This window comes from Cronobacter dublinensis subsp. dublinensis LMG 23823 (assembly GCF_001277235.1).
GTDB classification, from domain to species: Bacteria; Pseudomonadota; Gammaproteobacteria; order Enterobacterales; family Enterobacteriaceae; genus Cronobacter; species Cronobacter dublinensis.
In genome coordinates this window covers 3110817-3136017 of sequence record NZ_CP012266.1, presented here as the reverse complement: position 1 = coordinate 3136017, position 25201 = coordinate 3110817, and the positions used below count along the sequence as shown (strand labels likewise).

General features: G+C 59.9%; 27 protein-coding genes. 21 read left to right on the top strand and 6 right to left on the bottom strand.

The window, feature by feature from the left end; all coding sequences use genetic code 11:
* Positions 1-205 precede the first annotated feature (205 nt).
* Positions 206-2974, top strand: a complete 2769-nt coding sequence (locus tag AFK67_RS14380) for an autotransporter serine protease (RefSeq protein ID WP_007715607.1) — start codon at positions 206-208, stop codon at positions 2972-2974.
* Positions 2975-3028: 54 nt separating this feature from the next.
* Here the strand turns inward: AFK67_RS14380 and flk are convergent, their stop codons facing one another.
* Positions 3029-4033: a flagella biosynthesis regulator Flk gene (gene flk, locus AFK67_RS14375; RefSeq protein ID WP_032966766.1), complete on the bottom strand. Its 1005-nt coding sequence runs from the start codon at positions 4031-4033 to the stop codon at positions 3029-3031.
* Between the two features lie 122 nt (positions 4034-4155).
* Between flk and pdxB the strand changes: the two genes are divergently transcribed.
* From pdxB to hisP, 15 genes are all read left to right on the top strand, one after another.
* Positions 4156-5292: a 4-phosphoerythronate dehydrogenase PdxB gene (gene pdxB / locus AFK67_RS14370; RefSeq protein WP_007715603.1), complete on the top strand. Its 1137-nt coding sequence runs from the start codon at positions 4156-4158 to the stop codon at positions 5290-5292.
* A gap of 69 nt (positions 5293-5361) precedes the next feature.
* Positions 5362-6375: an aspartate-semialdehyde dehydrogenase gene (locus AFK67_RS14365; protein WP_007715601.1), complete on the top strand. Its 1014-nt coding sequence runs from the start codon at positions 5362-5364 to the stop codon at positions 6373-6375.
* Positions 6375-7187, top strand: coding sequence for a tRNA pseudouridine(38-40) synthase TruA (gene truA, locus AFK67_RS14360; protein ID WP_007715599.1), 813 nt, complete (start codon positions 6375-6377; stop codon positions 7185-7187). The genes AFK67_RS14365 and truA overlap by 1 nt, the downstream gene beginning before the upstream one ends.
* Positions 7188-7212: 25 nt before the next feature.
* Positions 7213-7872: a DedA family protein gene (locus AFK67_RS14355; RefSeq protein ID WP_007715598.1), complete on the top strand. Its 660-nt coding sequence runs from the start codon at positions 7213-7215 to the stop codon at positions 7870-7872.
* Between the two features lie 150 nt (positions 7873-8022).
* Positions 8023-8943, top strand: a complete 921-nt coding sequence (gene accD, locus AFK67_RS14350; protein WP_038883117.1) for an acetyl-CoA carboxylase, carboxyltransferase subunit beta — start codon at positions 8023-8025, stop codon at positions 8941-8943.
* Between the two features lie 70 nt (positions 8944-9013).
* Positions 9014-10282, top strand: coding sequence for a bifunctional tetrahydrofolate synthase/dihydrofolate synthase (gene folC, locus AFK67_RS14345; RefSeq protein WP_038883170.1), 1269 nt, complete (start codon positions 9014-9016; stop codon positions 10280-10282).
* On the top strand, positions 10272-11003 hold the full coding sequence (gene dedD, locus AFK67_RS14340) for a cell division protein DedD (protein WP_007750633.1): 732 nt from the start codon (positions 10272-10274) through the stop codon (positions 11001-11003). The genes folC and dedD overlap by 11 nt, the downstream gene beginning before the upstream one ends.
* Positions 11004-11235: 232 nt before the next feature.
* Entirely contained in the window at positions 11236-11721 is a 486-nt protein-coding gene (cvpA, locus tag AFK67_RS14335) for a colicin V production protein (protein WP_004386645.1), read from the top strand.
* Positions 11722-11760: 39 nt separating this feature from the next.
* Positions 11761-13278, top strand: a complete 1518-nt coding sequence (gene purF, locus AFK67_RS14330; RefSeq protein ID WP_007727427.1) for an amidophosphoribosyltransferase — start codon at positions 11761-11763, stop codon at positions 13276-13278.
* A 112-nt stretch (positions 13279-13390) separates the two neighbouring features.
* Positions 13391-13960, top strand: a complete 570-nt coding sequence (locus AFK67_RS14325; protein WP_007727430.1) for a UbiX family flavin prenyltransferase — start codon at positions 13391-13393, stop codon at positions 13958-13960.
* A gap of 278 nt (positions 13961-14238) precedes the next feature.
* The gene (argT, locus tag AFK67_RS14320) at positions 14239-15021 is read left to right on the top strand and encodes a lysine/arginine/ornithine ABC transporter substrate-binding protein ArgT (RefSeq protein WP_007727433.1); all 783 of its coding nucleotides are present in this window, start codon (positions 14239-14241) and stop codon (positions 15019-15021) included.
* Positions 15022-15256: 235 nt separating this feature from the next.
* Entirely contained in the window at positions 15257-16039 is a 783-nt protein-coding gene (gene hisJ, locus AFK67_RS14315; protein ID WP_032967467.1) for a histidine ABC transporter substrate-binding protein HisJ, read from the top strand.
* 73 nt (positions 16040-16112) lie between these two features.
* Complete coding sequence (locus AFK67_RS14310) at positions 16113-16799, top strand: histidine ABC transporter permease HisQ (RefSeq protein ID WP_007727440.1); 687 nt, start codon at positions 16113-16115, stop codon at positions 16797-16799.
* On the top strand, positions 16796-17512 hold the full coding sequence (locus AFK67_RS14305) for an ABC transporter permease (protein ID WP_007727442.1): 717 nt from the start codon (positions 16796-16798) through the stop codon (positions 17510-17512). Before AFK67_RS14310 ends, AFK67_RS14305 begins: the two co-directional genes overlap by 4 nt.
* A 10-nt stretch (positions 17513-17522) precedes the next feature.
* Positions 17523-18296: a histidine ABC transporter ATP-binding protein HisP gene (gene hisP, locus AFK67_RS14300; protein ID WP_004386652.1), complete on the top strand. Its 774-nt coding sequence runs from the start codon at positions 17523-17525 to the stop codon at positions 18294-18296.
* A 35-nt stretch (positions 18297-18331) separates the two neighbouring features.
* Here hisP and AFK67_RS14295 read toward each other — a convergent pair whose 3' ends face one another.
* The 4 genes from AFK67_RS14295 to yfcG form a co-directional block, all read right to left on the bottom strand.
* Positions 18332-18982 carry an RES family NAD+ phosphorylase gene (locus AFK67_RS14295; protein ID WP_007727445.1) on the bottom strand — a complete coding sequence of 217 codons (651 nt, stop codon included), beginning with the start codon at positions 18980-18982 and terminating at the stop codon, positions 18332-18334.
* A complete protein-coding gene (locus AFK67_RS14290; RefSeq protein WP_007727447.1) occupies positions 18975-19679 on the bottom strand; it encodes an antitoxin Xre/MbcA/ParS toxin-binding domain-containing protein in 705 nt (234 codons plus the stop codon). The genes AFK67_RS14295 and AFK67_RS14290 overlap by 8 nt, the downstream gene beginning before the upstream one ends.
* Positions 19680-19811: 132 nt before the next feature.
* Positions 19812-20714 carry a TIGR01777 family oxidoreductase gene (locus AFK67_RS14285; RefSeq protein ID WP_007727449.1) on the bottom strand — a complete coding sequence of 301 codons (903 nt, stop codon included), beginning with the start codon at positions 20712-20714 and terminating at the stop codon, positions 19812-19814.
* 202 nt (positions 20715-20916) lie between these two features.
* Positions 20917-21546, bottom strand: a complete 630-nt coding sequence (gene yfcG / locus AFK67_RS14280) for a GSH-dependent disulfide bond oxidoreductase (protein ID WP_007727451.1) — start codon at positions 21544-21546, stop codon at positions 20917-20919.
* A 146-nt stretch (positions 21547-21692) separates the two neighbouring features.
* Here yfcG and yfcF point away from each other — a divergent pair, with 146 nt between their 5' ends.
* Genes yfcF through yfcD form a run of 3 tightly spaced genes read left to right on the top strand, consistent with a single transcriptional unit; the run spans position 21693 to position 23578 of the window.
* Positions 21693-22337 carry a glutathione transferase gene (gene yfcF, locus AFK67_RS14275; protein WP_007727454.1) on the top strand — a complete coding sequence of 215 codons (645 nt, stop codon included), beginning with the start codon at positions 21693-21695 and terminating at the stop codon, positions 22335-22337.
* Between the two features lie 59 nt (positions 22338-22396).
* On the top strand, positions 22397-22948 hold the full coding sequence (gene yfcE, locus AFK67_RS14270; RefSeq protein ID WP_007727457.1) for a phosphodiesterase: 552 nt from the start codon (positions 22397-22399) through the stop codon (positions 22946-22948).
* A gap of 54 nt (positions 22949-23002) precedes the next feature.
* Positions 23003-23578 (top strand): NUDIX hydrolase YfcD, encoded by a 576-nt coding sequence (yfcD, locus tag AFK67_RS14265; protein ID WP_007727459.1) that lies wholly within the window; start codon positions 23003-23005, stop codon positions 23576-23578.
* Positions 23579-23626: 48 nt separating this feature from the next.
* On the opposite strand, the gene AFK67_RS14260 is transcribed toward yfcD, so the two are convergent.
* Entirely contained in the window at positions 23627-24214 is a 588-nt protein-coding gene (locus AFK67_RS14260; protein ID WP_038883123.1) for a TetR/AcrR family transcriptional regulator, read from the bottom strand.
* Positions 24215-24483: 269 nt separating this feature from the next.
* Here AFK67_RS14260 and AFK67_RS14255 point away from each other — a divergent pair, with 269 nt between their 5' ends.
* Both AFK67_RS14255 and AFK67_RS14250 read left to right on the top strand, forming a co-directional pair.
* A complete protein-coding gene (locus AFK67_RS14255; protein WP_007715999.1) occupies positions 24484-24831 on the top strand; it encodes a RamA family antibiotic efflux transcriptional regulator in 348 nt (115 codons plus the stop codon).
* A 65-nt stretch (positions 24832-24896) separates the two neighbouring features.
* On the top strand, positions 24897-25145 hold the full coding sequence (locus tag AFK67_RS14250; protein WP_007716001.1) for a DUF1158 domain-containing protein: 249 nt from the start codon (positions 24897-24899) through the stop codon (positions 25143-25145).
* Positions 25146-25201 lie beyond the last annotated feature (56 nt).

The following is a 25201-nucleotide window of genomic DNA, read 5'->3' as shown; positions in this document are numbered from 1 at the left end:
CGATATATCTAAATATATCCGGACGCCTTCTTATTCACTGAGGCGGCGCTACACACCGGAATCGATATTAAATACTGCCATTCTTAATCTTTTCAAAAAGATAAGAATGAAGGACGCAGCGGAAAAGAAATCCGAAATCAGTTTGCGGAATTCAGGGAAACGTTGTTTGCCTCTTTCGAGGCGTTGCCAGCCGGGGAAACCAACCATGCCCACAGAACCATCTCTGGGTAAAGGGATTTTATTCACCAAAGGGAAAGTGATCCCACTCGTTATTTTGTCCTGTTCAGGTGCCGCTTCCGCCAGCGAAAAACCGGATGAGACGTTCACCTATCTGCCCTCCGTCGCGGCGGCGGATGTCGTGACGCGCACCAACTGGAACCGACCGCTGTTTATCACCAGCGCCGCGACGGCGCGCGCGGCTGGCGTGAACGGCGCGGGCGTGAAAGTCGGCGTGGCGGACACCGGTATTCTCGCGACGCATCCGGCGTTGGTGGGCGCGGTGAAGGGCACGCTGAATTACGTCGACCCGACCACAAACAACCTGAGCGTCGGCGATGTGCGCGGTCACGGCACGATGGTCGCCCAGACGCTCGGCGGACGCGCGACCAGCCTGTTTACCGGCGGCACTGCGCCGGGCGTGACGCTTATCAGCGCCCGTATCATTCCTGACGTCGCCAATACCCGGCAGAGCCTTAATTTCGGCCAGATTAACTACGATCTGGCGCGCGCGGGCGCGAAAATTATCAACAACTCCTGGGGCATCCCTGACTGGAGCCCGACGAGTACCTCCACGACTAACTATTTTGTCAACGCCTGGAAACCGTTTATCTCGGCATACAACGGGCTTATTGTCTTTGCGAGCGGTAACGACGGCGCGGCCAACCCGGTGGGAGTGGCGAAGCTGCCGTCGCTGGCGCCCGCATCGGGACTGGATAAAGGCTGGCTGGTCGCTACGGCCACGGACACCTTTAACCCTGGCTATATCGCAAGCTACGCCAACCGCTGCGGCGTGATGAAAAACAACTGTCTGGCGGCGCCGGGCAGCGTCTACATTCAGAGCACCGACAGCAGCGGCAAAGCGGTGCTGCGGCTGGTGAACGGCACCTCCTTCGCTGCACCGCAGGTCTCCGGCGTCGCGGCGATGGTCTGGCAGAAATACCCCTATTTCACCAACGACCTGGTGCGCCAGACGGTGCTTGGCACGGCGACCGACATCGGCGCTCCCGGCGTGGATGCGGTCTTCGGCTATGGCATGCTGAACGCCGCGAAAGCCATCAATGGCCCGGCGAAATTTAACTGGGGCACCGTGAGCGTGGCGTTTAACAGCTACACCTCCACCTGGGGCAACGCCATCAGCGGCAGCGGCGGGCTGATTAAAAGCGGCACCGGTAAGCTGGTGCTGACGCAGGACGCCAGCTACACCGGCAATACGCTGGTGATGGGTGGTAGCCTGTCGTCTGCGAAAAGCCTGGCCTCCGCCGTCACCATTGGCCGCGCGGGCACGCTCGACGTGCGTACGGTAAAAGGCAACGTCGATAATAGTGGTTATGTGCTGCTGCGCGACGGCAAAACGCGGTTTGCGCGCGCCTACACGCAGCGCACCACCGGCACGCTGGCGTTTATGCTCGGCTCGACGCTGGATGTGGCCGGGCGGGCGACGCTCGCAGGCAACCTGCATCTGGTGGGCGTGCCGACGGGCTACGTCACCCAGGCGCGCCAGCCGGTCGTTAACGCAGGCGCGGTATCCGGCAGGTTCAGCCGCTTTACGCAGTCGGCAGGCGTCTTCCTGACGGGCTCGCTGGGTTACAACACCCGCCAGGTGTGGCTCAACATCAAACGGTTGCAGGTGACGCAGACCAAAGTTGCGACGACGTCAGCGGCCACGCTTTCCGGCGCTGCGCGTCTGGAGCAGGCGTTCACGCAGCTTGATAAACAGGTGGCGAGCGGTGTGGTGGTGCGCGCAAGTTCATTTGCCTCAACGGCGGGTGATTTACAGCGCATTTCGAATAACCCGTCCGCCCGTGCGGCGCTGGAAAGCCTCTCCGGCCAGTTGCCTGCGGCGACGGCGGCGCTCACCTGGCAGGCGATTAACGTCAACCAGCGCAGCAGCGCGAAGCGCATCGATGAACTGCTGGACGCGCCGCACAGCCGCAGCTGGAGCGATACGCTTGCATGGAACGGCAGCCTCGGGCGCGCCGGATTCGCGCCGGTGAGCTACTCGATGAAAGGGTGGGTAACAGGCCAGGATCAGTTCATCGACGAACACACGTTTGTCGGCACCTCGCTGTCGCGCACCGAAACGTTCAGCGCGCTGAGCAGCGGCGGCGAGCGTAATACCGGCACCCTGAGCGAAGCCGCGCTGTACGGCGGTAAAATCTTCGGCGGTTACTACCTGACCGGCCGCCTGGCGTCGGGGTATTACGACGGTCGTCAGCACCGTATGCTGTGGCTCGGCAGCCGCTCCGAGCGCGTCAGCAGCCGTCAGAGCGGCAGCTGGATGTCGCTTGGCAGCGAAACCGGCTATCGCTTTAGTGTGGATGGCCTGCAGGTGACGCCGTTTGTCGACACGCAGTACATCACGCTTAAGCAGGATGCCTTTACCGAGAAGAGCGCCTCCGGCTTTGGGCTTCGCGCCGACAACCAGAGCACCACCCGCTGGCAGGCGGGCGCGGGGCTGCGGGCGAGCTATGACATTGACCTGAAAACGCACGGCAGCCTGAACCTGAGCGTCCAGACGCATCTGCAGCGCGCGTTAAGCCAGGACGAAGGGCACTACCAGGCGAGCTTTACCGGCGTGAATCAGTCGGTGCCGCTCAGCGGCGTGACCGCGCCTGAGAAAACGCTCACCAGCGCGGTCTCGCTGGGCTGGCAGGTCAACCCGGCGCTGAACCTCAACCTTACGGGCGAGCAGGAGACCAGCGACGGGCGCGACAGCAATCGCAGCGTATTTGCGGGCGTGTCGTTAAGCTTCTGAGGCGTGCCGGGGAGTCAAAAGAAAAGGCGTCGAAAGACGCCTTTTTGCTGCCTGTCAGATAACCAGCCAGAGCAGAAGGATAACCAGCACCAGCAGGAACATCGCAAGGCCGGGGCGGGCGGACACCGTCTTCACCGGCTGGGTGAAAAACGCGATAAGCGGGCTGTAAATCGGCTGGATATGGCGCACTTCGAGGGTTTCCGGCGAGCGCTCCGAGCGGCGCACGAACACCTGATTAAGCAGATCCTGCACCTGGGCGGTGGTCAGCACCGTTTGCGGCGTCGCCTGGAAGCGCTGCTGCGCATAGTCGCTGATCTCCTGCCATTCGCGCGTTTCAAGGGGCTGGCGCAGCGCGGCCTGAATGGTGTGCAGCGTTGGCGCCGGCTGATCGGCGAGCGTCTGGCGCGCGGCAAGCCAGGTCGAGAGCGCCGCGAAATGCTTCGCCGGAATGAGTTCGCCGGTTTTCACATTGGAGAGTTCCAGCATCGACTGCCAGATAAGCTTCGGCGACTCGCCGGTCGCGGCGGCAAGCTTCGTCACCTGCTGGTTAAGCGTGTTGTGCTCCGCAGGCAGCAGCGGGCGGTCTGTCGCCGGGCGCTGTTGCGGCTGCGGGATATTAAGCTGCGCGTTTTGCAAAAGCGTCAGTACGGTTTTCAGCTGGTCGCCGGAGAGCTGATTCAACGCCGTATGGCCGAACTGCTGGCGTATATAATCGCTCACCGCCTGGCGGTTATTGCCCACGCTTAACAGTTCGGTGAGCTGCGACAGCACCTGACGCTGGGTGTGCGTCTGCTGCGCCTGGCCGAGCCGCTGATTGAGATTCTGCTCAGCGGCGGGGAAGTGGCGCGAAAGCAGCGGCGCGTCGCTCTTTAAGCCCAGATCGTGCTTCATGCCGGCCCAGACTTCGGCGCTTTGCTGCTGGGTCAGCGCCACCAGCCGGGTGATAAGCCGCTCCAGCACGGTACGCTGCTGGGTGGAAAGCGGCTGCTCGCCCGCAGAGTGGGGCGAGGTGGGAGGCTCGCCCGCCGGGCGGGGCGTGGCGCCATGAATGGGTTGCATCATCAATAATCCTTAACCTGACCGGACGGTGCCGCGAAACTAACCACGCTGTTAAGTATGCCTGGCGGCGAGATTATGGCACACTTAACGGCTATCTCCCGCACATAAACAGGTAGAGAAACGTGAAAATCCTCGTTGATGAAAATATGCCTTACGCACGCGAGCTGTTCAGCCGTCTGGGCGAGGTGAAAGCCGTGCCGGGCCGCCCGATCCCGCAGGCGGAACTGGACGACGCCGACGCGCTGATGGTGCGCTCGGTCACGCCGGTCAATCGCGCGCTGCTCGAAGGTAAAAACGTCAGGTTTGTCGGCACCGCCACGGCGGGCACCGACCACGTTGATGAAGACTATTTACAGGCGGCGGGCGTCGCGTTCTCCGCCGCTCCCGGCTGCAACGCTATCGCGGTGGTGGAGTATGTGTTCTCCGCGCTGCTGATGCTCGCCGAGCGCGACGGCTTCGCGCTTGCTGACCGCACCGTCGGGATCGTCGGCGTGGGTAACGTCGGCTCCCGGTTACAGGCGCGGCTTGAGGCGCTGGGCATCCGCACGCTGCTGTGCGATCCGCCGCGCGCCGATCGCGGCGACAGCGGTGATTTCCGCACGCTGGATGAACTGGTGCGCGAGGCGGATATTCTCACGTTCCACACGCCGCTGTTTAAAGACGGCCCGTATAAAACGCTGCACCTTGCCGATGAGGCGCTGATTGCGCGCCTTAAACCCGGCGCTATCCTGATTAACGCCTGCCGCGGCCCGGTCGTGGACAACGCCGCGCTGCTGGCGCGTCTTGAGGCGGGCCAGGCGCTGAGCGTAGTGCTGGACGTCTGGGAACCGGAGCCGGAACTCAATACGGCATTGCTAAAACGCGTGGATATCGGCACCGCGCATATCGCGGGCTATACGCTCGAAGGCAAAGCGCGCGGCACCACTCAGGTGTTTGAAGCCTACAGCCAGTTCCTCGGCGAGGCGCAGCAGGTGGCGCTCGCGACGCTGTTGCCGCCGCCGGAGTTTGGCCGCGTGACGTTCCAGGGGCCGCTCGATCAGGCGGCGCTGAAACGGCTGGTGCATCTGGTGTATGATGTGCGCCGCGATGACGCCCCGCTGCGACGCGTGGCGGGCGTGCCGGGTGAGTTCGACAAGCTGCGCAAAAATTACCAGGAGCGCCGCGAATGGTCGTCACTGTACGTGCAGTGCGATGACGCCGCCGCCGCCGAACTGCTGCAAAAGCTGGGTTTTAACGCGACCCATCATCCGATCCGTTAATCACTGACTCTCTTATTCCCCGCGCAACGCGCGGGGGATGCATTTTTATTTTCTGGAGTAAATACCACCATGTCTGAAGGCTGGAATATCGCCATACTGGGCGCGACGGGCGCCGTGGGAGAAGCCCTGCTTGAGCAACTCGCCGAGCGTCAGTTCCCGGTGGGTGAACTTTATGCGCTGGCGCGCAACGAAAGCGCGGGCGAAACGCTGCGCTTCGCGGGCAAAAGCGTGCAGGTGCAGGACGCCGAGGCGTTTGACTGGACGCAGGCGCAGCTCGCCTTTTTCGTCGCAGGCCCGGAAGCCAGCGCCCGCTATGTAGATGACGCGACCAACGCCGGTTGTCTGGTTATCGACTCCAGCGGCCTGTTCGCGCTGGAGCCGGACGTGCCGCTGGTGGTGCCGGATGTGAATCCGTATGTGCTGGCCGATTATCGCAACCGGAATGTCGTGGCGGTGGCCGACAGCCTCACCAGCCAGCTTCTGACGGCGCTGCGTCCGCTGATGGAAGCAGGCGGCCTGTCGCGCATTCAGGTGACGAATTTACTGTCCGTGTCCGCCCAGGGCAAAGCGGCGGTCGACGCGCTGGCCGGGCAGAGCGCGCGGTTGCTGAACGGCATGCCGGTTGATGAAGACGACCATTTTGGCCGCCAGCTGGCGTTCAACATGCTGCCGCTGCTGCCGGACCGTGAAGGCAGCGTGCGTCAGGATCGCCGACTGGTGGATGAAGCGCGCAAGATTCTTCAGGACGAAGGCCTGATGATTTCGGTCACCAGCGTGCAGGCGCCGGTCTTTTACGGTCACGCGCAGATGGTGAATTTCGAAGCGCTGCGCCCGCTCGCGGCGGAAGAGGCGCGCGACGCGCTGGAACGCGATCCGGATATCGCGCTGTCCGAGGCCAGCGACTATCCGACCCAGGTGGGCGACGCCTCCGGCAGCGTGCATCTCTCCGTCGGCTGCGTGCGTAACGACTACGGCATGCCGGAGCAAGTCCAGTTCTGGTCGGTTGCCGACAACGTGCGCTTCGGCGGCGCGCTGATGGCGGTGAAAACCGCTGAGAAGCTGCTGCAGGAGTATCTGTACTGATGTCCGACGGTCTGGAAAAGCCGGTCGTGAAAATCGCGCTCGGCATTGAGTATGACGGCAGCAAATATTACGGCTGGCAGCGCCAGCAGGAAGTGCGCAGTGTTCAGGAGAAGCTTGAACAGGCGCTCTCGCAGGTCGCTAACGAGCCGATTAACGTCTTCTGTGCCGGGCGTACCGACGCGGGCGTACACGCCACCGGCCAGGTGGTGCATTTCGAAACCACTGCCGTTCGCAAGGACGCGGCCTGGACGCTTGGCGTAAATGCGAATTTACCTGGTGACATCGCCGTGCGCTGGGTCAAAGATGTGCCCGCGGAGTTTCATGCCCGGTTCAGCGCCACGGCCCGCCGTTACCGCTACGTTATCTATAATCATCGTTTGCGGCCGGCGGTGCTCTCGCAGGGGGTGACGCATTACCACCTGCCGCTGGACGCACAGCGTATGCACCGGGCGGCGCAGTGCCTGATCGGCGAAAACGATTTTACGTCGTTTCGCGCGGTGCAGTGCCAGTCCCGCACCCCGTGGCGCAACCTGATGCACATCAACGTTGAGCGCTTCGGGGCTTACATTGTGGTGGATATCAAGGCAAACGCGTTTGTTCACCATATGGTGCGCAATATCGTTGGCAGCCTGATGGAAGTGGGCTGCGGTAACCAGCCGGAGAGCTGGATGGCAGAACTGCTGGCGGCAAAGGACAGAACGCTTGCGGCAGCGACGGCGAAAGCGGAAGGGCTTTATCTGGTGTCGGTGGATTATCCGGCGCAGTTTGACCTCCCAACGCCGCCGATGGGCCCACTTTTTTTAGCTGACTGAACGCAGTCGGGGAAGATGAACCTGTATGGACATTATTCGCTTTCTGATTGATTTTATTTTACATATCGACGTGCACCTGGCGGAGCTGGTGGCACAGTACGGCATCTGGGTTTACGCGATCCTGTTCCTGATCCTGTTTTGCGAAACGGGGCTGGTGGTGACGCCGTTTTTGCCAGGCGATTCGCTGCTGTTCGTCGCCGGCGCGCTCTCTGCACTGCCGTCAAACGATCTTAACGTGCATCTGATGGTCACGCTGATGGTCATTGCCGCTATTCTTGGTGATGCGGTGAACTACACGATAGGCCGTTTGTTTGGCGCTAAACTTTTCAGCAATCCGGATTCCAAAATCTTCCGGCAGAGCTATCTTGATAAAACGCATGCGTTTTATGAACGCCACGGCGGCAAAACCATTATTCTCGCCCGCTTCGTGCCGATCGTGCGCACCTTCGCGCCGTTCGTCGCCGGGATGGGACATATGTCCTACCGCCATTTTGCCCTGTTTAATGTGATTGGCGCGCTGCTGTGGGTCCTGCTGTTTACCTACGCGGGCTACTTCTTTGGCGCGATGCCGTTCCTTCAGGACAATCTGAAGCTGTTTATCGTGATGATTATTATCGTCTCTGTATTGCCGGGCATTTTTGAAGTGGTGCGTCACAAACGCGCCGCGGCACGCCAGGCAAAATAAGCCCTCTGGCGGTTCGACCACTTTTTTATCCAAAGTCGCGGGCCGTTATGGTTTAATGAGCACCATTTATGGTCTGTGGAAGGCAATAATGGCATTATGCGCCCCCACAGAAAAACTGGCATCGACCAGGTTCAGGCAGAAAGGTTATCAATGAGCTGGATTGAACGAATTCTCAATAAAAGCAATATTACTCCCACTCGCCGAGCGAACATCCCGGAAGGGGTGTGGACCAAGTGCGACAGCTGCGGACAGGTTCTCTACCGCGCCGAACTGGAGCGTAACCTTGAGGTTTGCCCGAAGTGCGATCACCACATGCGCATGGCCGCGCGCGACCGTCTGCACAGCCTGTTAGACGAAGGTTCGCTGGTGGAACTGGGCAGTGAGCTTGAGCCGAAAGATGTGCTGAAGTTCAAAGATTCCAAAAAATACAAGGACCGTCTGGCGAGCGCCCAGAAGGAAACCGGCGAGAAAGACGCGCTAATCGTGATGAAAGGCACCCTGCACGGGATGCCGGTTGTCGCGGCGGCGTTTGAGTTCGCCTTTATGGGCGGCTCGATGGGTTCTGTCGTCGGCGCACGTTTCGTGCGTGCGGTCGAGCAGGCGCTTGAAGACAACTGCCCGCTCATCTGCTTCTCCGCCTCCGGCGGCGCGCGTATGCAGGAAGCGCTGATGTCGCTGATGCAGATGGCGAAAACCTCTGCGGCGCTGGCCAAAATGCAGGAGCGCGGTCTGCCGTACATCTCCGTGCTGACCGACCCGACTATGGGCGGCGTCTCGGCAAGCTTCGCGATGCTTGGCGATCTTAACATCGCTGAGCCGAAAGCCCTGATAGGCTTCGCCGGTCCGCGTGTTATCGAGCAGACCGTACGTGAAAAACTGCCGGCTGGCTTCCAGCGCAGTGAATTCCTGATCGAAAAAGGCGCTATCGATATGATCGTGCGTCGTCCGGAACTGCGTCTTAAGCTTGCAAGCGTTCTGGCGAAGCTCATGAACCTCCCGGCGCCGAGCCCGGACGCGCCGCGTGAAGCGGTCGTCGTGCCGCCGGTCCCGGAACAGGATCAAGAGGCCTGATAGTCATGAAGGGCAGGGCCACCAGGCGCTGCCCTTCTTGTTTATGAACCGTAACCAGGATACGGGCATCATGGAAAAGCAACAGCTTCCCCAAGCCACGTCGCCTCTGGCCACGTGGCTTTCTTATCTGGAAAACCTGCACGGCAAGACCATCGATATGGGCCTTGTGCGCGTCTCACGCGTGGCGGCGGCGCTGGACGTTGTGAAACCCGCGCCTTTTGTGTTTACCGTCGCAGGCACTAACGGCAAAGGCACCACCTGCCGCACGCTCGAAGCAGTGCTGATGGCCGCGGGCTACCGCGTGGGCGTCTACAGCTCGCCGCATCTGGTGCGCTATACCGAGCGCGTGCGCGTGCAGGGCGAAGAACTGGCTGAAAGCCAGCACACCGCTGCGTTTGCAGAAATAGAAGCCGCGCGCGGCGAGACCTCACTCACTTATTTCGAATACGGCACGCTTTCCGCACTGTGGCTGTTTAAGCAGGCGCAGCTCGATGTCGTTATCCTCGAAGTGGGGCTCGGCGGTCGCCTTGACGCCACCAACCTGGTGGACTGCGATGTGGCGGTCGTCACCAGCATCGCGCTCGATCATACCGACTGGCTGGGGCCGGATCGCGAAAGCATCGGGCGTGAGAAAGCCGGGATTTTCCGCCCTGGCAAACCGGCGGTGGTGGGCGAAACCGATATGCCGCAGACTATCGCGCAGGTGGCGCAGGAGACAGGCGCGCGGCTGCTGCGCGTTAACGCCGCCTGGCGCTATACGGTCACGGGCGATAGCTGGCGCTTTAGCGACGAGCGCGGCGAACTGCTTGATCTTCCGCTGCCGCAGGTGCCGCAGCCGAATGCCGCGACGGCGCTTGCGGCGCTGCGCGCAAGCGGCCTTGCGATAAGCGAGCAGGCGATCCGCGACGGCATTGCGCGCGCCACGCTGCCGGGACGTTTTCAGATAGTGAGCGAGGCCCCGCGGATTATCCTGGATGTGGCGCATAATCCGCACGCGGCGGGTTATCTGGCGCAGCGTCTCGCGCAGTCGCCGTCGGCCGGGCGCGTGCTGGCGGTCATCGGCATGCTGCATGATAAAGATATCGCCGGAACGCTCGCCTGTCTGGAGAGGGTGGTGGATAGCTGGTATTGTGCCCCTCTGGACGGGCCGCGCGGCGCCCGCGCCGAAGCGCTTGCGGAACATCTGCAGGCCAGCGCGGTCTTTGATAGCGTGGCGCAGGCCTGGCATGCGGCGCTGGCCGATGCGCAGCCCGCCGATACGCTACTGGTATGCGGGTCGTTTCATACCGTAGCCGCGGTAATGGAAGAGATGGACGCGGGGAGACGAGGTGGCGAGTAAGTTTCAGAACCGATTAGTTGGCACGATTGTACTGGTGGCGCTGGGGGTTATCGTGCTGCCAGGGCTGCTGGACGGCCAGAAAAAACATTATCAGGATGAGTTCGCCGCGATCCCCCTGGTGCCGAAGCCTGGCGATCGCGATGAGCCGGATATGCTGCCTGCCGCGACGCAGGCGCTGCCGTCTCAGCCGCCGGAAGGCGCGGCGGAAGAGGTAAGGGCCGGTAACGCGGTGACGTCATCGATAGACACCACGCGACTGCCTGCCGACACCGGCGCGGAGCTCGACGATGTGCCGGTGACGCCGGTGAAACCCAAAGCGACGGAGCCTGCCAGAACGCGTCCCGCCGACAAGCCGCAGAGCAAACCGCAGCGTGATAAAACCGACGAACAGCTCGCGATGGTGAGCGAGGCCGAAGCGCCTGCGAAACCAGAGCCCGCCAAAACCACGCCGCCGGAAAAAGCGCAGACGCCGCCTGCGGGTAAAGCGTATGTGGTGCAGCTTGGCGCGCTGAAAAACGCGGATAAAGTGAATGAGATTGTCGGTAAGCTGCGCTCGGCGGGCTACCGTGCCTATACGTCGCCGTCCACGCCAGTACAGGGGAAAATCACCCGTATTCTGGTCGGGCCGGAGGCGTCAAAGGACAAGCTTAAGTCGTCGCTTGGCGAGCTCAACAGCCTGTCAGGGCTTAACGGCGTGATAATGAACTACAGCGTGAATTAAGCGGTCCTGCGCCTGATTTGCAGGCGCGTCGAGAAACCGCATCGCGCCACAGACGGCCCGCAGCCGGTGTCAATTCACCCTTTGCGGGCGTAACGGACGGATGGCGTTGAAGATTTTTTCAACGCCATTTTTTATTAACGCGTGGAAGGGAAATCCCTACGCAAACGTTTTCTTTTTCTGTTAGAATGCGCCCCGAACCGGATGTCAGGGCGTTTTATCGTGGGACACATTCATGGTCTGGATAGATTACGCCATCATTGCAGTAGTGGGTTTCTCGTGCCTGGTCAGCCTGATCCGCGGGTTCGTGAGAGAGGCGCTGTCGCTTGTCACCTGGGGCTGCGCTTTCTTTGTCGCCAGCCATTACTACACTTACCTGGCAGTCTGGTTCACCGGCTTTGAAGATGAACTGGTACGTAATGGGATTGCTATCGCGGTGCTGTTTATCGCGACGCTTATCGTCGGTGCGATAGTCAACTATGTGATTGGCGCGCTGGTGGAGAAAACCGGCCTGTCGGGTACTGACAGGGTGTTGGGGATCTGTTTCGGCGCCTTGCGGGGCGTGCTGATTGTCGCCGCCATTCTGTTCTTTCTTGATACCTTCACGGGCCTGTCCAAAAGCGAGGACTGGCAAAAGTCCCAGCTCATCCCGCAGTTCAGTTTCATCATCAGATGGTTCTTTGACTATCTGCAAAGCTCGTCAAGTTTCCTGCCCCGGTAATCGTGCCGGGGGCGGTCTTTGAATTGAGGAAAAGACAACATGTGCGGTATTGTCGGGATCGCCGGTGTTATGCCGGTCAACCAGTCGATTTATGACGCGTTAACGGTGCTTCAGCACCGCGGGCAGGATGCCGCAGGCATCATCACCATCGATGCGAATAATGGTTTCCGTCTGCGTAAAGCGAACGGCCTGGTGAATGATGTGTTCGAAGCCCGCCACATGCAGCGTCTGCAGGGCAACATGGGTATCGGCCACGTGCGCTACCCGACAGCGGGCAGCTCCAGCGCCTCCGAAGCCCAGCCGTTCTATGTGAACTCGCCCTACGGCATTACCCTTGCCCACAACGGCAACCTCACGAACGCCCATGAACTGCGCAAAATGCTCTTTGAAGAGAAGCGCCGTCATATCAACACCACCTCAGATTCTGAAATCCTGCTCAACGTCTTTGCCAGCGAGCTCGATAACTTCCGTCATTACCCGCTGGAAGCGGACAACATTTTCGCGGCCATCGCGGCGATGAACCGCCTGATCCGTGGCGCTTACGCCTGCGTGGCGATGATTATCGGTCACGGCATGGTGGCGTTCCGCGACCCTAACGGCATCCGCCCGCTGGTGCTCGGCAAACGCGACGCCGGTAACGGGCGCACCGAATATATGGTGGCCTCCGAGAGCGTGGCGCTCGACACGCTGGGCTTTGAATTCCTGCGCGATGTCGCCCCTGGCGAAGCGGTTTACATCAGCGAAAAAGGCCAGCTGTTTACCCGCCAGTGCGCGGATAACCCGGTCAGCAACCCGTGCCTGTTCGAGTATGTCTACTTCGCCCGCCCGGATTCCTTTATCGACAAGATTTCCGTTTACAGCGCCCGCGTTGAGATGGGCAAAAAGCTCGGCGAGAAAATCGCGCGCGAGTGGGAAGATCTGGATATCGACGTGGTTATCCCGATCCCGGAAACCTCCTGCGATATCGCGCTGGAAATCGCGCGTATCCTCAACAAACCCTACCGCCAGGGCTTTGTGAAGAACCGCTATGTCGGGCGCACCTTTATCATGCCGGGCCAGCACCTGCGCCGTAAGTCGGTGCGCCGCAAGCTCAACGCCAACCGCGCCGAGTTCCGCGATAAAAACGTGCTGCTGGTCGATGACTCTATCGTGCGCGGCACCACCTCCGAGCAGATTATCGAAATGGCCCGCGAAGCAGGGGCGAAGAAGGTCTATCTGGCCTCTGCCGCGCCAGAAATTCGCTTCCCGAACGTTTACGGTATCGACATGCCGAGCGCCAACGAGCTTATCGCGCATGGCCGCGAAGTGGACGAAATCCGCCAGATAATCGGTGCCGACGGCCTGATTTTCCAGGATCTCGACGATCTCATCGAAGCGGTACGCGCTGAAAACCCGGACATCCAGCAGTTCGAGTGTTCGGTGTTTAACGGCGTTTACGTCACTAAAGATGTCGACCACCAGTATCTGGAATATCTGGAATCTCTGCGTAACGACGACGCGAAAGCCGTGATGCGCCAGAACGAAGTCGAAAATTTAGAGATGCACAACGAAGGCTAATTCTTTCCGCATGCCATCGCCCCTTCCGCGCAGGGAGGGGCGAAATCCCCGTTTGCATCTCGCCGCGTCTTGCGGCAAAGTCTCGCTCAGTGCCCCTTTTCCAGATAACTTCATGAAAAAAATCATTGTCGGTATTTCCGGCGCCAGCGGCGCGATTTACGGCATTCGGCTGTTGCAGACGCTCCAGGCGGTGCCGGAAGTGGAAACCCATCTCATTATGAGCCAGGCCGCGCGTCAGACGCTGGCGCTGGAAACGGACATGACCGTGCGCGATGTCCAGGCGCTGGCCGATGTGAACCACGACGCGCGCGATATCGCCGCCAGCGTCTCTTCCGGCTCGTTTAAAACTGATGGAATGATTATTTTGCCGTGCTCGATTAAAACGCTCTCCGGCATTGTGAACAGCTATACCGACGGCCTCCTGACGCGCGCGGCGGATGTGGTGCTGAAAGAGCGCCGCAGGCTGGTGCTGTGCGTGCGCGAAACGCCGCTGCATCTCGGTCACTTACGCCTGATGACCCAGGCGGCGGAACTGGGTGCTGTGATTATGCCGCCCATGCCCGCGTTTTATCACCGCCCGCAGACGCTGGACGATGTGATTAACCAGACGGTCAACCGCGCGCTCGATCAGCTCGATATTACGCTGCCCGCCGATCTCTTCACCCGCTGGCCTGGCGCGTAACGCGCGCCACGATGAGGCAAAGCGGAGCGCGGCGCCTCATTTTGGGGCAATTCTGCAAGCGCGATCATATCCTCAACATTTAATCCCGCTTTTTACCTTTTCACGCTCAGCGTCTGCTGCGCGGAGTGCTATCTTTCATTCACACAACTTAGTTGCAACCGTTTATTAACAATTCATGCCGGTTCCGGCGGTCGGCTAAACCTGGCATGGGAAGTGCAACGCCTGGTTGCAACATACAACGCAACAGATAATAAAATCAGAAAACTTGAGGGTAATGTATGAAGAAGAAGGTGCTCGCGTTCTCCTTACTGCTTGGCCTTTCCACCAGCGCCAGCGTATTCGCCGCGCTTCCCCAGACCGTACGCATTGGCACTGACGCCACCTACGCGCCGTTCTCTTCAAAAGACGCCAAAGGCGATTTTGTCGGGTTCGATATCGATCTCGGTAACGAGATGTGCAAACGCATGCAGGTAAAATGCACCTGGGTCGGCAGCGATTTTGACTCGCTGATCCCCTCACTCAAGGCGAAAAAGATAGATGCGATTATCTCTTCGCTCTCCATCACTGAAAAACGCCAGAAAGAGATAGCGTTCTCCGAGAAACTTTACGCGGCGGATTCCCGCCTGATAGCCGCCAAAGGCGCGACTATTCAGCCGACCATTGATTCCCTCAAAGGCAAACATGTCGGCGTGCTGCAGGGCTCTACTCAGGAAGCTTACGCCAATGAGAAGTGGCGTGCGAAAGGCGTGGATGTGGTGGCCTACCAGAACCAGGATCTGATCTACTCCGATCTGGCGGCGGGCCGTCTCGACGCCGCGCTGCAGGATGAAGTGGCCGCAAGTGAAGGGTTCCTCAAGCAGCCTGCCGGGAAAGACTATGCGTTCGCGGGGCCGTCGGTAAAAGATAAGAACTACTTTGGCGACGGCACGGGCGTGGGGCTGCGTAAAGATGACGCCGAGCTGAAAGCCGCGTTTGATAAAGCCTTCACCGAAATCCGCAAAGACGGCACTTACGACAAGATGGCCAAAAAGTATTTTGATTTTAACGTGTATGGCGACTGATCGCCCATAACGCGCTCGCCTGCCTGCGGCCATCGTGGTGCGCCGCTGGCATGCGTGACGCAAAATGGTGCAACTTATGCACCAGAAGAGGGCGAAGGCGCATTTCTATCCACGAATAATGAAAATAAATCTATCTCAGCGCGCATAAAGTTTTGATTACGAGGCGGCAGTGATGGCACGATAAGTGCAGTTTTTCCGCCTGACACTTTATTATGCGCGTCTGATGAGGATAGTTATGAAAAAACGGCTGTTAGCACTTTCTCTGGGGCTGGCTCTTTCCAGCATTTCTGGCGCTTTCGCAGCAATTCCGCAGCATTTACGTATCGGCACCGATCCGACCTACGCGCCGTTTGAATCGAAAAACGCGCAGGGCGAACTGGTCGGTTTTGATATCGATCTGGCGAAAGAGCTGTGCAAACGCATCCAGACACAATGTTCTTTCATTGAGCAGCCGCTCGACGCGCTGATCCCGTCCCTGAAAGCGAAGAAAATCGACGCCATTATGTCCTCGCTGTCGATTACCGAAAAGCGCCAGCAGGAGATTGCGTTTACCGACAAACTCTACGCCGCCGATTCCCGTCTGGTGGTCGCTAAAGGCTCGCCTGTCCAGCCGACGCTTGAGGCGCTTAAAGGCAAACGCGTGGGCGTGCTCCAGGGCACGACGCAGGAAACCTACGGCAACGTACACTGGGCGCCGAAGGGCGTGGAGATTGTCTCCTATCAGGGCCAGGACAACATTTACTCCGACCTGACCGCCGGGCGCATCGACGCCGCGTTCCAGGATGAAGTGGCCGCCAGCGAAGGCTTTCTGAAACAGCCGGTGGGCAAGGATTACCAGTTCGGCGGCCCGTCGATTAAAGATGAAAAACTCTTTGGCGTCGGTACCGGCATGGGTATTCGCAAAGACGATGACGAGCTGCGCCTGGCGCTGAACAAGGCGTTTGCAGAGATGCGCGCCGACGGCACCTACGAGAAGCTCGCCAAAAAGTATTTTGATTTCAACGTTTACGGCGACTAACCCGCACGGGACAGCGCGGCGCCCCGCGGGGCGTCGGACGGTCGTGCGCACGCTGAGTACAGGATAAGGCACCATGCTGTATGGGTTTTCACAGGTAATACTCCAGGGGGCGCTTGTCACCCTGGAGCTGGCGCTCAGCGCCGTAGTCCTCTCGGTGGCGATTGGTCTGGTTGGGGCGGGCGCGAAGCTGTCGCGCAACCGTCCGCTGGCGCTCATTTTCGAAGCGTATACCACGCTTATCCGCGGCGTGCCCGATCTGGTGCTGATGCTGCTGATTTTCTACGGCCTGCAGATCGCGCTGAACAGCGTGACCGATGCGCTGGGGTTCAGCCAGTTTGATATCGACCCGATGGTCGCGGGCATTATCACGCTCGGCTTTATCTATGGCGCTTACTTCACTGAAACCTTCCGTGGGGCGTTTCTCGCCGTGCCGCGAGGCCACATCGAGGCGGCGACCGCGTTTGGCTTTACCGGCTCGCAGACCTTTCGCCGCATTCTGTTCCCGTCGATGATGCGTTTTGCGCTGCCGGGTATCGGCAACAACTGGCAGGTGATTTTAAAAGCCACCGCGCTGGTGTCGCTGCTGGGGCTGGAAGATGTGGTCAAGGCGACGCAGCTTGCCGGCAAAAGCACCTGGCAGCCGTTTTACTTCGCGATCGTCTGCGGGCTGATTTATCTGGTGTTTACCACGCTCTCCAACGGCATCCTGCTGCTGCTTGAGCGCCGCTACACCGTGGGCGTGAAGAGGGCCGACCTGTGATTGAGATCCTTCAGGAGTACTGGAAATCCCTGCTCTGGACCGACGGTTACCGCTTTACGGGCGTGGCGATTACGCTCTGGCTGCTTATCGCCTCGGTGGTGATGGGCGGCGTGCTGGCGCTGTTTCTGGCGATTGGCCGCGTCTCGGAAAATAAAGCGGTCTGGTTCCCCATCTGGCTCTTTACGTATGTGTTTCGCGGCACGCCGCTTTACGTGCAACTGCTGGTGTTTTACTCGGGCATGTACACGCTGGAGGTGGTAAAAGGCACCGCGCTGCTGAATGAGTTTTTCCGCAGCGGGCTGAACTGTACCGTGCTGGCGCTGACGCTTAACACCTGCGCATACACTACCGAGATTTTCGCGGGCGCTATTCGCGCCGTGCCGCATGGCGAAATAGAGGCGGCGCGCGCCTACGGGTTTTCGCGCGTGAAGATGTATCGCTGCATCATTCTGCCGTCGGCGCTGCGTATCGCGCTGCCTGCCTACAGCAACGAAGTGATCCTGATGCTGCACTCCACGGCGCTGGCGTTTACCGCCACCGTGCCGGATTTGCTGAAAATCGCCCGCGACATCAACTCCGCCACTTACCAGCCGTTTACGGCGTTCGGCATCGCGGCGGTGCTCTACCTGATTATCTCTTACGTGCTGATAAGCCTGTTCCGCAAGGCGGAAAAGCGCTGGCTGCGGCACCTGAAACCGGCTTCAACGCACTGAGTGGCTACGCATGTCTGAAAATAAATTAAACGTGACCGATCTGCACAAGCGCTACGGCGAACATGAAGTGCTCAAAGGCGTCTCGCTGAAGGCGAACGCCGGGGATGTGATTAGCATTATCGGCTCCTCCGGCTCCGGTAAAAGCACCTTCCTGCGCTGCATTAACTTTCTGGAAAAGCCGAGCGAAGGCACGATCGTGGTGAATAACCAGAACATCACGCTGGTGCGCGACAAAGACGGGCAGCTTAAGGTGGCGGATAAAAACCAGCTACGCCTGTTGCGCACGCGCCTGACGATGGTGTTCCAGCATTTCAACCTGTGGAGCCATATGACGGTACTGGAAAACGTCATGGAAGCGCCGGTTCAGGTGCTGGGCTTAAGCAAACAGGATGCGCGCGAACGGGCGGTGAAATATCTCGCCAAAGTGGGCATCGATGAGCGCGCGCAGGGGAAATACCCGGTGCATCTCTCGGGCGGCCAGCAGCAGCGCGTGTCGATTGCTCGCGCGCTGGCGATGGAGCCGGATGTGCTGCTGTTTGACGAGCCGACCTCCGCGCTCGACCCGGAGCTGGTGGGCGAAGTGCTGCGTATCATGCAAAAGCTCGCCGAAGAGGGCAAAACGATGGTCGTGGTCACGCATGAAATGGAGTTTGCCCGCCACGTCTCGTCGCACGTGATTTTTCTGCATCAGGGCAAAATCGAAGAAGAAGGGCCGCCGGACGCGCTCTTTAACAATCCGCAAAGCCCGCGCCTGCAACAGTTTCTGAAGGGATCGCTGAAGTAACCGCGACAGGCTTTCACGGCCGGCAGGGACGCCGGTCACGCGTCATCGTCTGTCAGTATTAATCCCATCTCATCAGCCAGCCGGTAAATCTCAACCAGCGCGCCTTCCAGCAGCGGCAGGCTCTCATTGAGTATGAGCGGCACAGCGCTGAGGCGATCGCCAAACAGCATCAGCGCTTTGCCGCCGTGCTGGCGCGACGCCCAACTGATGCCGTGCAGATGCGGATTCGCGCGATAAATGGCACCAGCCCACTGACGGGTCTGCGGATAACAGAGCGGCGAGCTGGCGGTAAGCGCCGCTGACGTAACGCCCCAGCGGCGCAAAAGCGTTGGCGTGAGGGCCGCCAGCGACAGCGCGCCGCCCGGCGTTAGCGTGCTGATGCACAGCCCTGCGGCCTTGCGGAGATCGAAGCTGACGCCAAGCGAGCCCGTCGGCACGTCGTGAAAGAGCGACTCCATAATCGCCACTTCCGCTTCCACGCCGCCATAGAGCGTGGGAATGGCGCTGCCGTCGGCGCGTTGCAGCGGGCTGAAACGCGCGTTGCCAATGCCGGGGTTAAAGGCGTCGCCCGCGAACTGGCGGCTGTGAACGCGAATAATCCGCTTCCCTGCGGGCCATACCGTGACGCGCGGCACCTGCATATCGACAGGCGGCGCTGGCAGGCATTCTTCCGTGACATCAACCATGCACCGGGCCCTGCGCTTCCGCGTCGGCGGCGTTCATCACCGCCTGCGGATCGGTCTTCAGCCGGTCTTTAGGTTTGTCGCCCCCAAGCCAGGCGTTCGGCGAGTGGAACCAGAGCGCGATGGCCCAGGGGGTTTTCTCGCGAAACCGCGCCAGGATGGGTTTCAGCGATGGCAGTGGCTGGCCGCCTTCATCGAATGCCCAGGCCGGATAGCGGTCTTTACCGTTTACCGGCAGGGCGAAGACTTTGCCCGCCTGCTTCCAACGGTTCGCCGTCGCGCTCGGGTTTTTCAGCGCCGCGCCCGCCGCCAGGCTTACTTCACCTGCGCAAAGCCAGCGGTCTTCTTCCAGCACGCGCTGGCGCAGCGCGTCGAGCCGCTCGCGGTTGCGGGCCTGTAGGGGCGCAATCCCGGCGGCGGCAGCGCGCTGCCCGGCGCGCTTCATCTGCGACACGGCGGTGACGGCACTGACGATAGCGAGCCGGATTTCGTTATCCAGCGCCGCGTCGTCGACTTCATCAGGCATTTTCAGCATCAGATAGCGTCCGGCGTCTTCGCCCGGAATATCGGACAGCTGAATACGCCCCCATGGCGCAGGCGTTTCCTGAAGAGATGTGCCCAGATGCCCGACATCGACAAACTCGACGCTGACCTCCAGCGGATACTCTTTAAGCTTTGCGTGGCGTGTACGGGAAACCATAGCGCCTCCCTCGTGATATAAATGATATTCGTGATATTGATTATAACGTAACCAGTGAAGGGAAAGCCAGCAGGGAGTGAGACAGCGTGATGACGGGCGAAGCGGGCAGCATGCGCTGCCCGCACAATGCGCTTAGCGCGCGCGTTTAGCGATATCTTTTAACGCCTCTTCTAAATCGAACCAGCGAAAGCCGAAACCCGACTCCTCAAGGCGTTTTGGCAGCGCGCGCTGGCCGCCCAGCACCAGCACGGCGGATTCGCCCATCAGCAGACGTACCGCCGTGGCGGGCGCGCGTAGAAACGCCGGGCGACGCAGCGCATGGCCCAGCGCGTGGGCGAAACGTTCGTTGCGCGCCGGGTAGGGCGACACCATGTTAAACGGCCCGCGCAGATCGTTATCCAGCAGCCAGAGGATAGCGTTCACCATGTCATCGATATGGATCCAGGCGAGATACTGGCGGCCATTGCCGATAGGGCCGCCCAGCCCGAGGCGAAACAGCGGCAGCAGTTTCGCCATCATGCCGCCATCGGGCGCCAGCACCGCGCCGGTGCGCAGCAGGCAGACGCGGGTGCGCTCGCTTTGCGCGCCTTCGGCAATCTGCTCCCAGCGGGCGCACAGCTTATGGGTGAATTCACTGTGCGGGGGCTCGTCCTCGGTCACCACCACCTCGCCGAGATCGCCGTAATAGCCCACCGCGGAGCCGGAGAGAAACACCGCAGGCGGTTCGCTGCCCGCTGCCATCAGCGCCACCAGTTGTTGAGTTATCTGCCAGCGGCTCTGGCACAGGCGCTCTTTCTGCGCCGCCGTCCAGCGCTTGTCGGCGATGGGCTCGCCCGCCAGGTTAATGACCGCGTCGAAGGCGTCGAGATCGTTGAAGTGATCCAGCCCCGGTGCCAGCGTCACGCCAGCGTCGAGTCGCGCGCGGGCGTGGTCCGGATTGCGGGTGACGACCGTCACGTGGTGCCCCAGCGCCAGCAGGCGCGATGTCAGCGTGCGGCCAATCAGACCGGTGCCGCCGGTTACCAGAATCTGCATAAGTGCCTCCTGCATGCGTTTAGCGCCGCCAGCGTAAGGTGATGAACACCGAAACGGCAAGCGCTGTGCATAAAATGAGTCGGTTTCTCCTTTAGCATAGGCGACCCGGCGGCGAACGCCCGGGACGCCGGGCACATCTTGCGTTAATTTTTCCTGTAAAGAGAAGCGGTTATTGCAGAGCGTACGGTAACGGCGCTTCAGCTTAGAGCGCGGTGGCGAGCTGCCAGGCGCGCTCCGTCGCCGGGCGGTGTTTGATGCGCTCATACCAGTTGCTGACCGCCGGGAAGTTGTCGAGATCGATACGCTGACGCTCATGGGAGACAACCCACGGATAGGTGGCGATATCGGCGATGCTGTAACGATCGCCGCCAAGCCACGGGCATTTTTCCAGCCGCTTGTTGAGCACGCCGTAAAGGCGTTGCGTCTCTACCTGATAGCGCTCGATGGCATAAGGCACCGCCTGCGGCGCGAAGTGGTTAAAGTGGTGATTCTGTCCGAGCATCGGCCCGAAGCCGGAAACCTGCCAGAAGAGCCACTGCAACGTCACCTGCCGCTCGCGCAGTTCGCCGCTCAGCAGTTTGCCGCTTTTCTCTGCGAGATAAAGCAGGATCGCGCCCGACTCAAACAGGCTGAGCGGCGCGCCGCCATCGGCCGGAGCATTATCGATAATGGCCGGAATTTTATTGTTCGGGGCGATGGCGAGAAACTCGGGTTTAAACTGTTCGCCTTTGCTGATGTCAACGCGGTGGAGACGATACTCCAGCCCGGCCTCTTCGAGAAACAGCGTGACTTTATGGCCGTTAGGCGTCGGGGCGTAGTAGAGATCCAGCATGGCAGCATCCTTTGTGAGGGGGTTCGGCGTGCTCAAAGTATAGGCGTTTTGCTGCAAAATGCGGCGGGCCCCGATTTTCGGCAGCATGACAGAAAAGGGATTACGGTATAGTTTTAGCTATCCGCCATCTTAAGATGAGAATGACGATGTCCCAGCCCGCGATTACGCTTTGGTCCGATGCCCAGTTTTTTAGCCCGTACGTCATGTCCGTCTGGGTGGCGTTGCAGGAAAAGGGTTTACAGTTTCAGTTGCAAACCCGCGATCTGGCGCGCGGCGAGCATCTTCACGCAGACTGGCAGGGGTTCGCGTTAACGCGCCGGGTGCCGGTGCTGGTGATTGACGATATCGTCCTGAGCGAATCCACGGCAATCGCGGAGTATCTCGAAGAGCGTTTCGCGCCGCCGGTATGGGAGCGGCTCTATCCGCACAATATGGAAAAGCGCGCCCGCGCCCGCCAGGTGCAGGCGTGGCTGCGAAGCGATTTAGGCGCGCTCAGATCCGAGCGTCCGACGGAGGTTATCTTCGGCGCGGCCCGCTTTGCGCCGCTGAGCGCTGAGGGCCAGGCGGCGGCGGATAAGCTTATCGACTGCGCGCAGGCGCTGCTGACGCACGGGCAGCAAAATCTGTTTGGCGAATGGTCGCTGGCGGATACTGACCTGGCGCTGATGATTAATCGTCTGGCGATGCACGGGGACCCGCTGCCGGATACGCTTGCCGACTACGCCGCGTTCCAGTGGCAGCGCGCCTCGGTGCAGCGTTATATCGCACTTTCTGCCAGGCGTTCGGGCTGATTAGGCTTACGCGATCCGGTATCATGCGTGCACCACAATTTTCATTCGGAAGGTGAGTAATGAAGCTGATGTTCGCTTCGGATATTCACGGCTCGCTGCCCGCCACGGAGCGCCTGCTGGCGCGCTTTGCCGACAGCGACGCACGCTGGCTGGTCTTGCTGGGTGATTTCTTAAATCACGGTCCGCGCAACCCGTTGCCGGACGGCTATCACCCCGGCGAAGTCGCAAAACGACTCAACACGGTGGCGGACCGCATTATCGCGGTGCGCGGCAACTGCGACAGCGAAGTCGATCAGATGCTGCTGGAATTCCCTGTCACCGCGCCCTGGCAGCAGGTTTTACTGGCGAAGCAGCGGCTCTTTTTGACCCACGGTCATCTCTACAGCCCGGAGAATCTGCCGCCGCTGGCCGCAGGCGACGTGCTGGTCTATGGTCATACCCATATTCCCGTAGCGGCGCGCAAAGGCGAGCATATTCACTTTAATCCGGGCTCCGTCAGTATGCCGAAAGGCGGCTATCCGGCGAGCTATGGGTTCCTTAATGGCGACACGCTGAGCGTGATAACCCTCGACAGCTCGCAGGTTATTGCACAGACCGCGATTTCCCCTTAATTTACCGAACAACCAGAACGCGCCGTAAGAGCGCTTATTGAAGAAGGTTTCCTGATGGTGGAGCAGAATCATTTGGCAGGCATGGAGTGGGTTGACATTGTCAGCGAAGACAATGAGGTGATTGCGCAGTCCAGTCGGGCGCAGATGCGCGCCGAACGCCTGCGTCACCGTGCGACCTATATCGTGGTGCATGACGGCATGGGCAAAATCCTCGTGCAGCGTCGTACCGATATTAAAGACTTTATGCCAGGCATGCTGGACGCCACCGCAGGCGGCGTGGTGCAGGCGGGTGAAGCGCTGCTGGAGAGCGCGCGTCGCGAGGCGGAGGAGGAGCTTGGCATTGCGGGCGTGCCTTTCGCTGAACATGGCCAGTTTTATTTCGAAGATGAACATTGCCGCGTCTGGGGAGGCCTGTTCAGCTGCGTCTCCCACGGCCCGTTCGCGCTGCAGGAGTGCGAAATCAGCGAGGTGTGCTGGATGGCGCCTGAAGAGATCACCGCGCGCTGCGATGAGTTCACGCCGGATACGTTAAAAGCGCTGTCGCTGTGGATGAGCCGTAACGCAGGGCAGGAGAACAGCAGTAAAGAGAAAGAAAAAGAGCAGGAAGAGAAAAACACCACGTTGAGCTAAGTGGTGGCGCCCCGCGACGTACACAACGCGCGGGGCGGCCCGGTTCACTCAGGCGCAACCGCCGTCACAGAGCGCCCGCCACAACGTATCAAACCCCACCGCTTTAAATTCGTCAGAACGCGCCGGTTCGCGCGTGGCGAAATCCATCGTCGTCTGCGCCAGCGCAAAGAAAATCTCATCGCCAAACGCGCGGAATTGCGGTGAGCGGAACAACGGCGCAATACATTTTTCGCAAAGCTCGTGCAGTTCCGGATAGATATCCGTGACCAGTTTTTCGCTTTCGTCAGTAATACGGCTGCTGACTTCCAGTTTACGCACGGCCAGATTCGCTTCTGGTTTGGTCAGCCCCCAGTCGATAAAACTGTTCCAGACGTGGCGGATGTTTTCCCGGTGATCGCTGTTGGTATCGAGCTTGCCTATCATCGAACGGCAGAAGTCTTGCTTCAGATGCACATAAAGCGCGTTATACAGTTCGTCCTTCGAGGCGAAATAGCGAAACAATGTACCTTCAGCCACGCCTGCCTTGCGGGCTATCAACGCGGTGGACGCGCCAAGACCGGCCTCGGCGATAGCGTCGGTCGCGGCTTCAAGAATCGCCATTCTTTTATCTTCACTGCGGGGACGCGCCACGGGCATTTCACTCCTGTCAAAAGGGCAGATTGAATCACGACTCGCCAATCCGCTGCAAGGCCCCGGATCACAGGGCAAAAACGGGGTTGACGAATCAATGCGCATTCCTATAATGAGTGGTTACTCACTCATTATCAAGTTTCGCCGGACAGTTTTTCTGCGCCGTGCGTCGGTCTCTTGCGGCCGGGAAATGAGCGGGGCGCTCCTGCGAGCCGGGACTCAGGGCAGGCAAACGCCTGGAATATCATTGCTATCACCACGACTGGAGGGATTCTATGGAACTTCCCGCTCAGGTTATTGAAACGCTGACTGACTGGATTGATGACAACCTTCACAAGCCGTTGCGCATAGATGATATCGCGCGTCACGCGGGCTATTCCAAATGGCATCTGCAACGGCTGTTCCATCACCACAAAGGGGAGAGTATCGGGCGCTATATCCGGGAGAAAAAGCTGCGGCTGGCGGCGCAGGACTTGCGCGCCACGAATGACCGCGTGTTGGATATTTCCATGAAATACGGGTTCGATTCGCAGCAAACCTTTACCCGGCTTTTTACCCGTAAGTTTCAGATGTCGCCAGGCACATGGCGTAAACAGGGCGCGGCCCCAGCAAACCACTGCTGAGCTGCGGTTTGCATAGCGCGCGAAATTCCCTGACAATGCGCTTTTGAACAGACCGAAAGCCTCTCATGAAGCATCCTCTTGAAACGCTGATCACCGCTGGCGGCATTCTGCTGCTGGCGTTTCTCTCCTGCCTGCTGCTGCCGGCCCCAAGACTCACGCTGACGCTGGCGCAGAGCCTGATGACGAAGTTTCATCTGGTTGATCTTAACCAGCTCTACACGATTATTTTCTGCATCTGGTTTTTACTGCTCGGCACGGTGGAGTATTACGTGATTCGCTTTGTGTGGCGGCGCTGGTTTTCGCTGGAGCGCTGAAAAAGCAGGGTGTTAACCCATAAAAAAGGCCGCATTACGCGGCCTTTTGCTTTTCA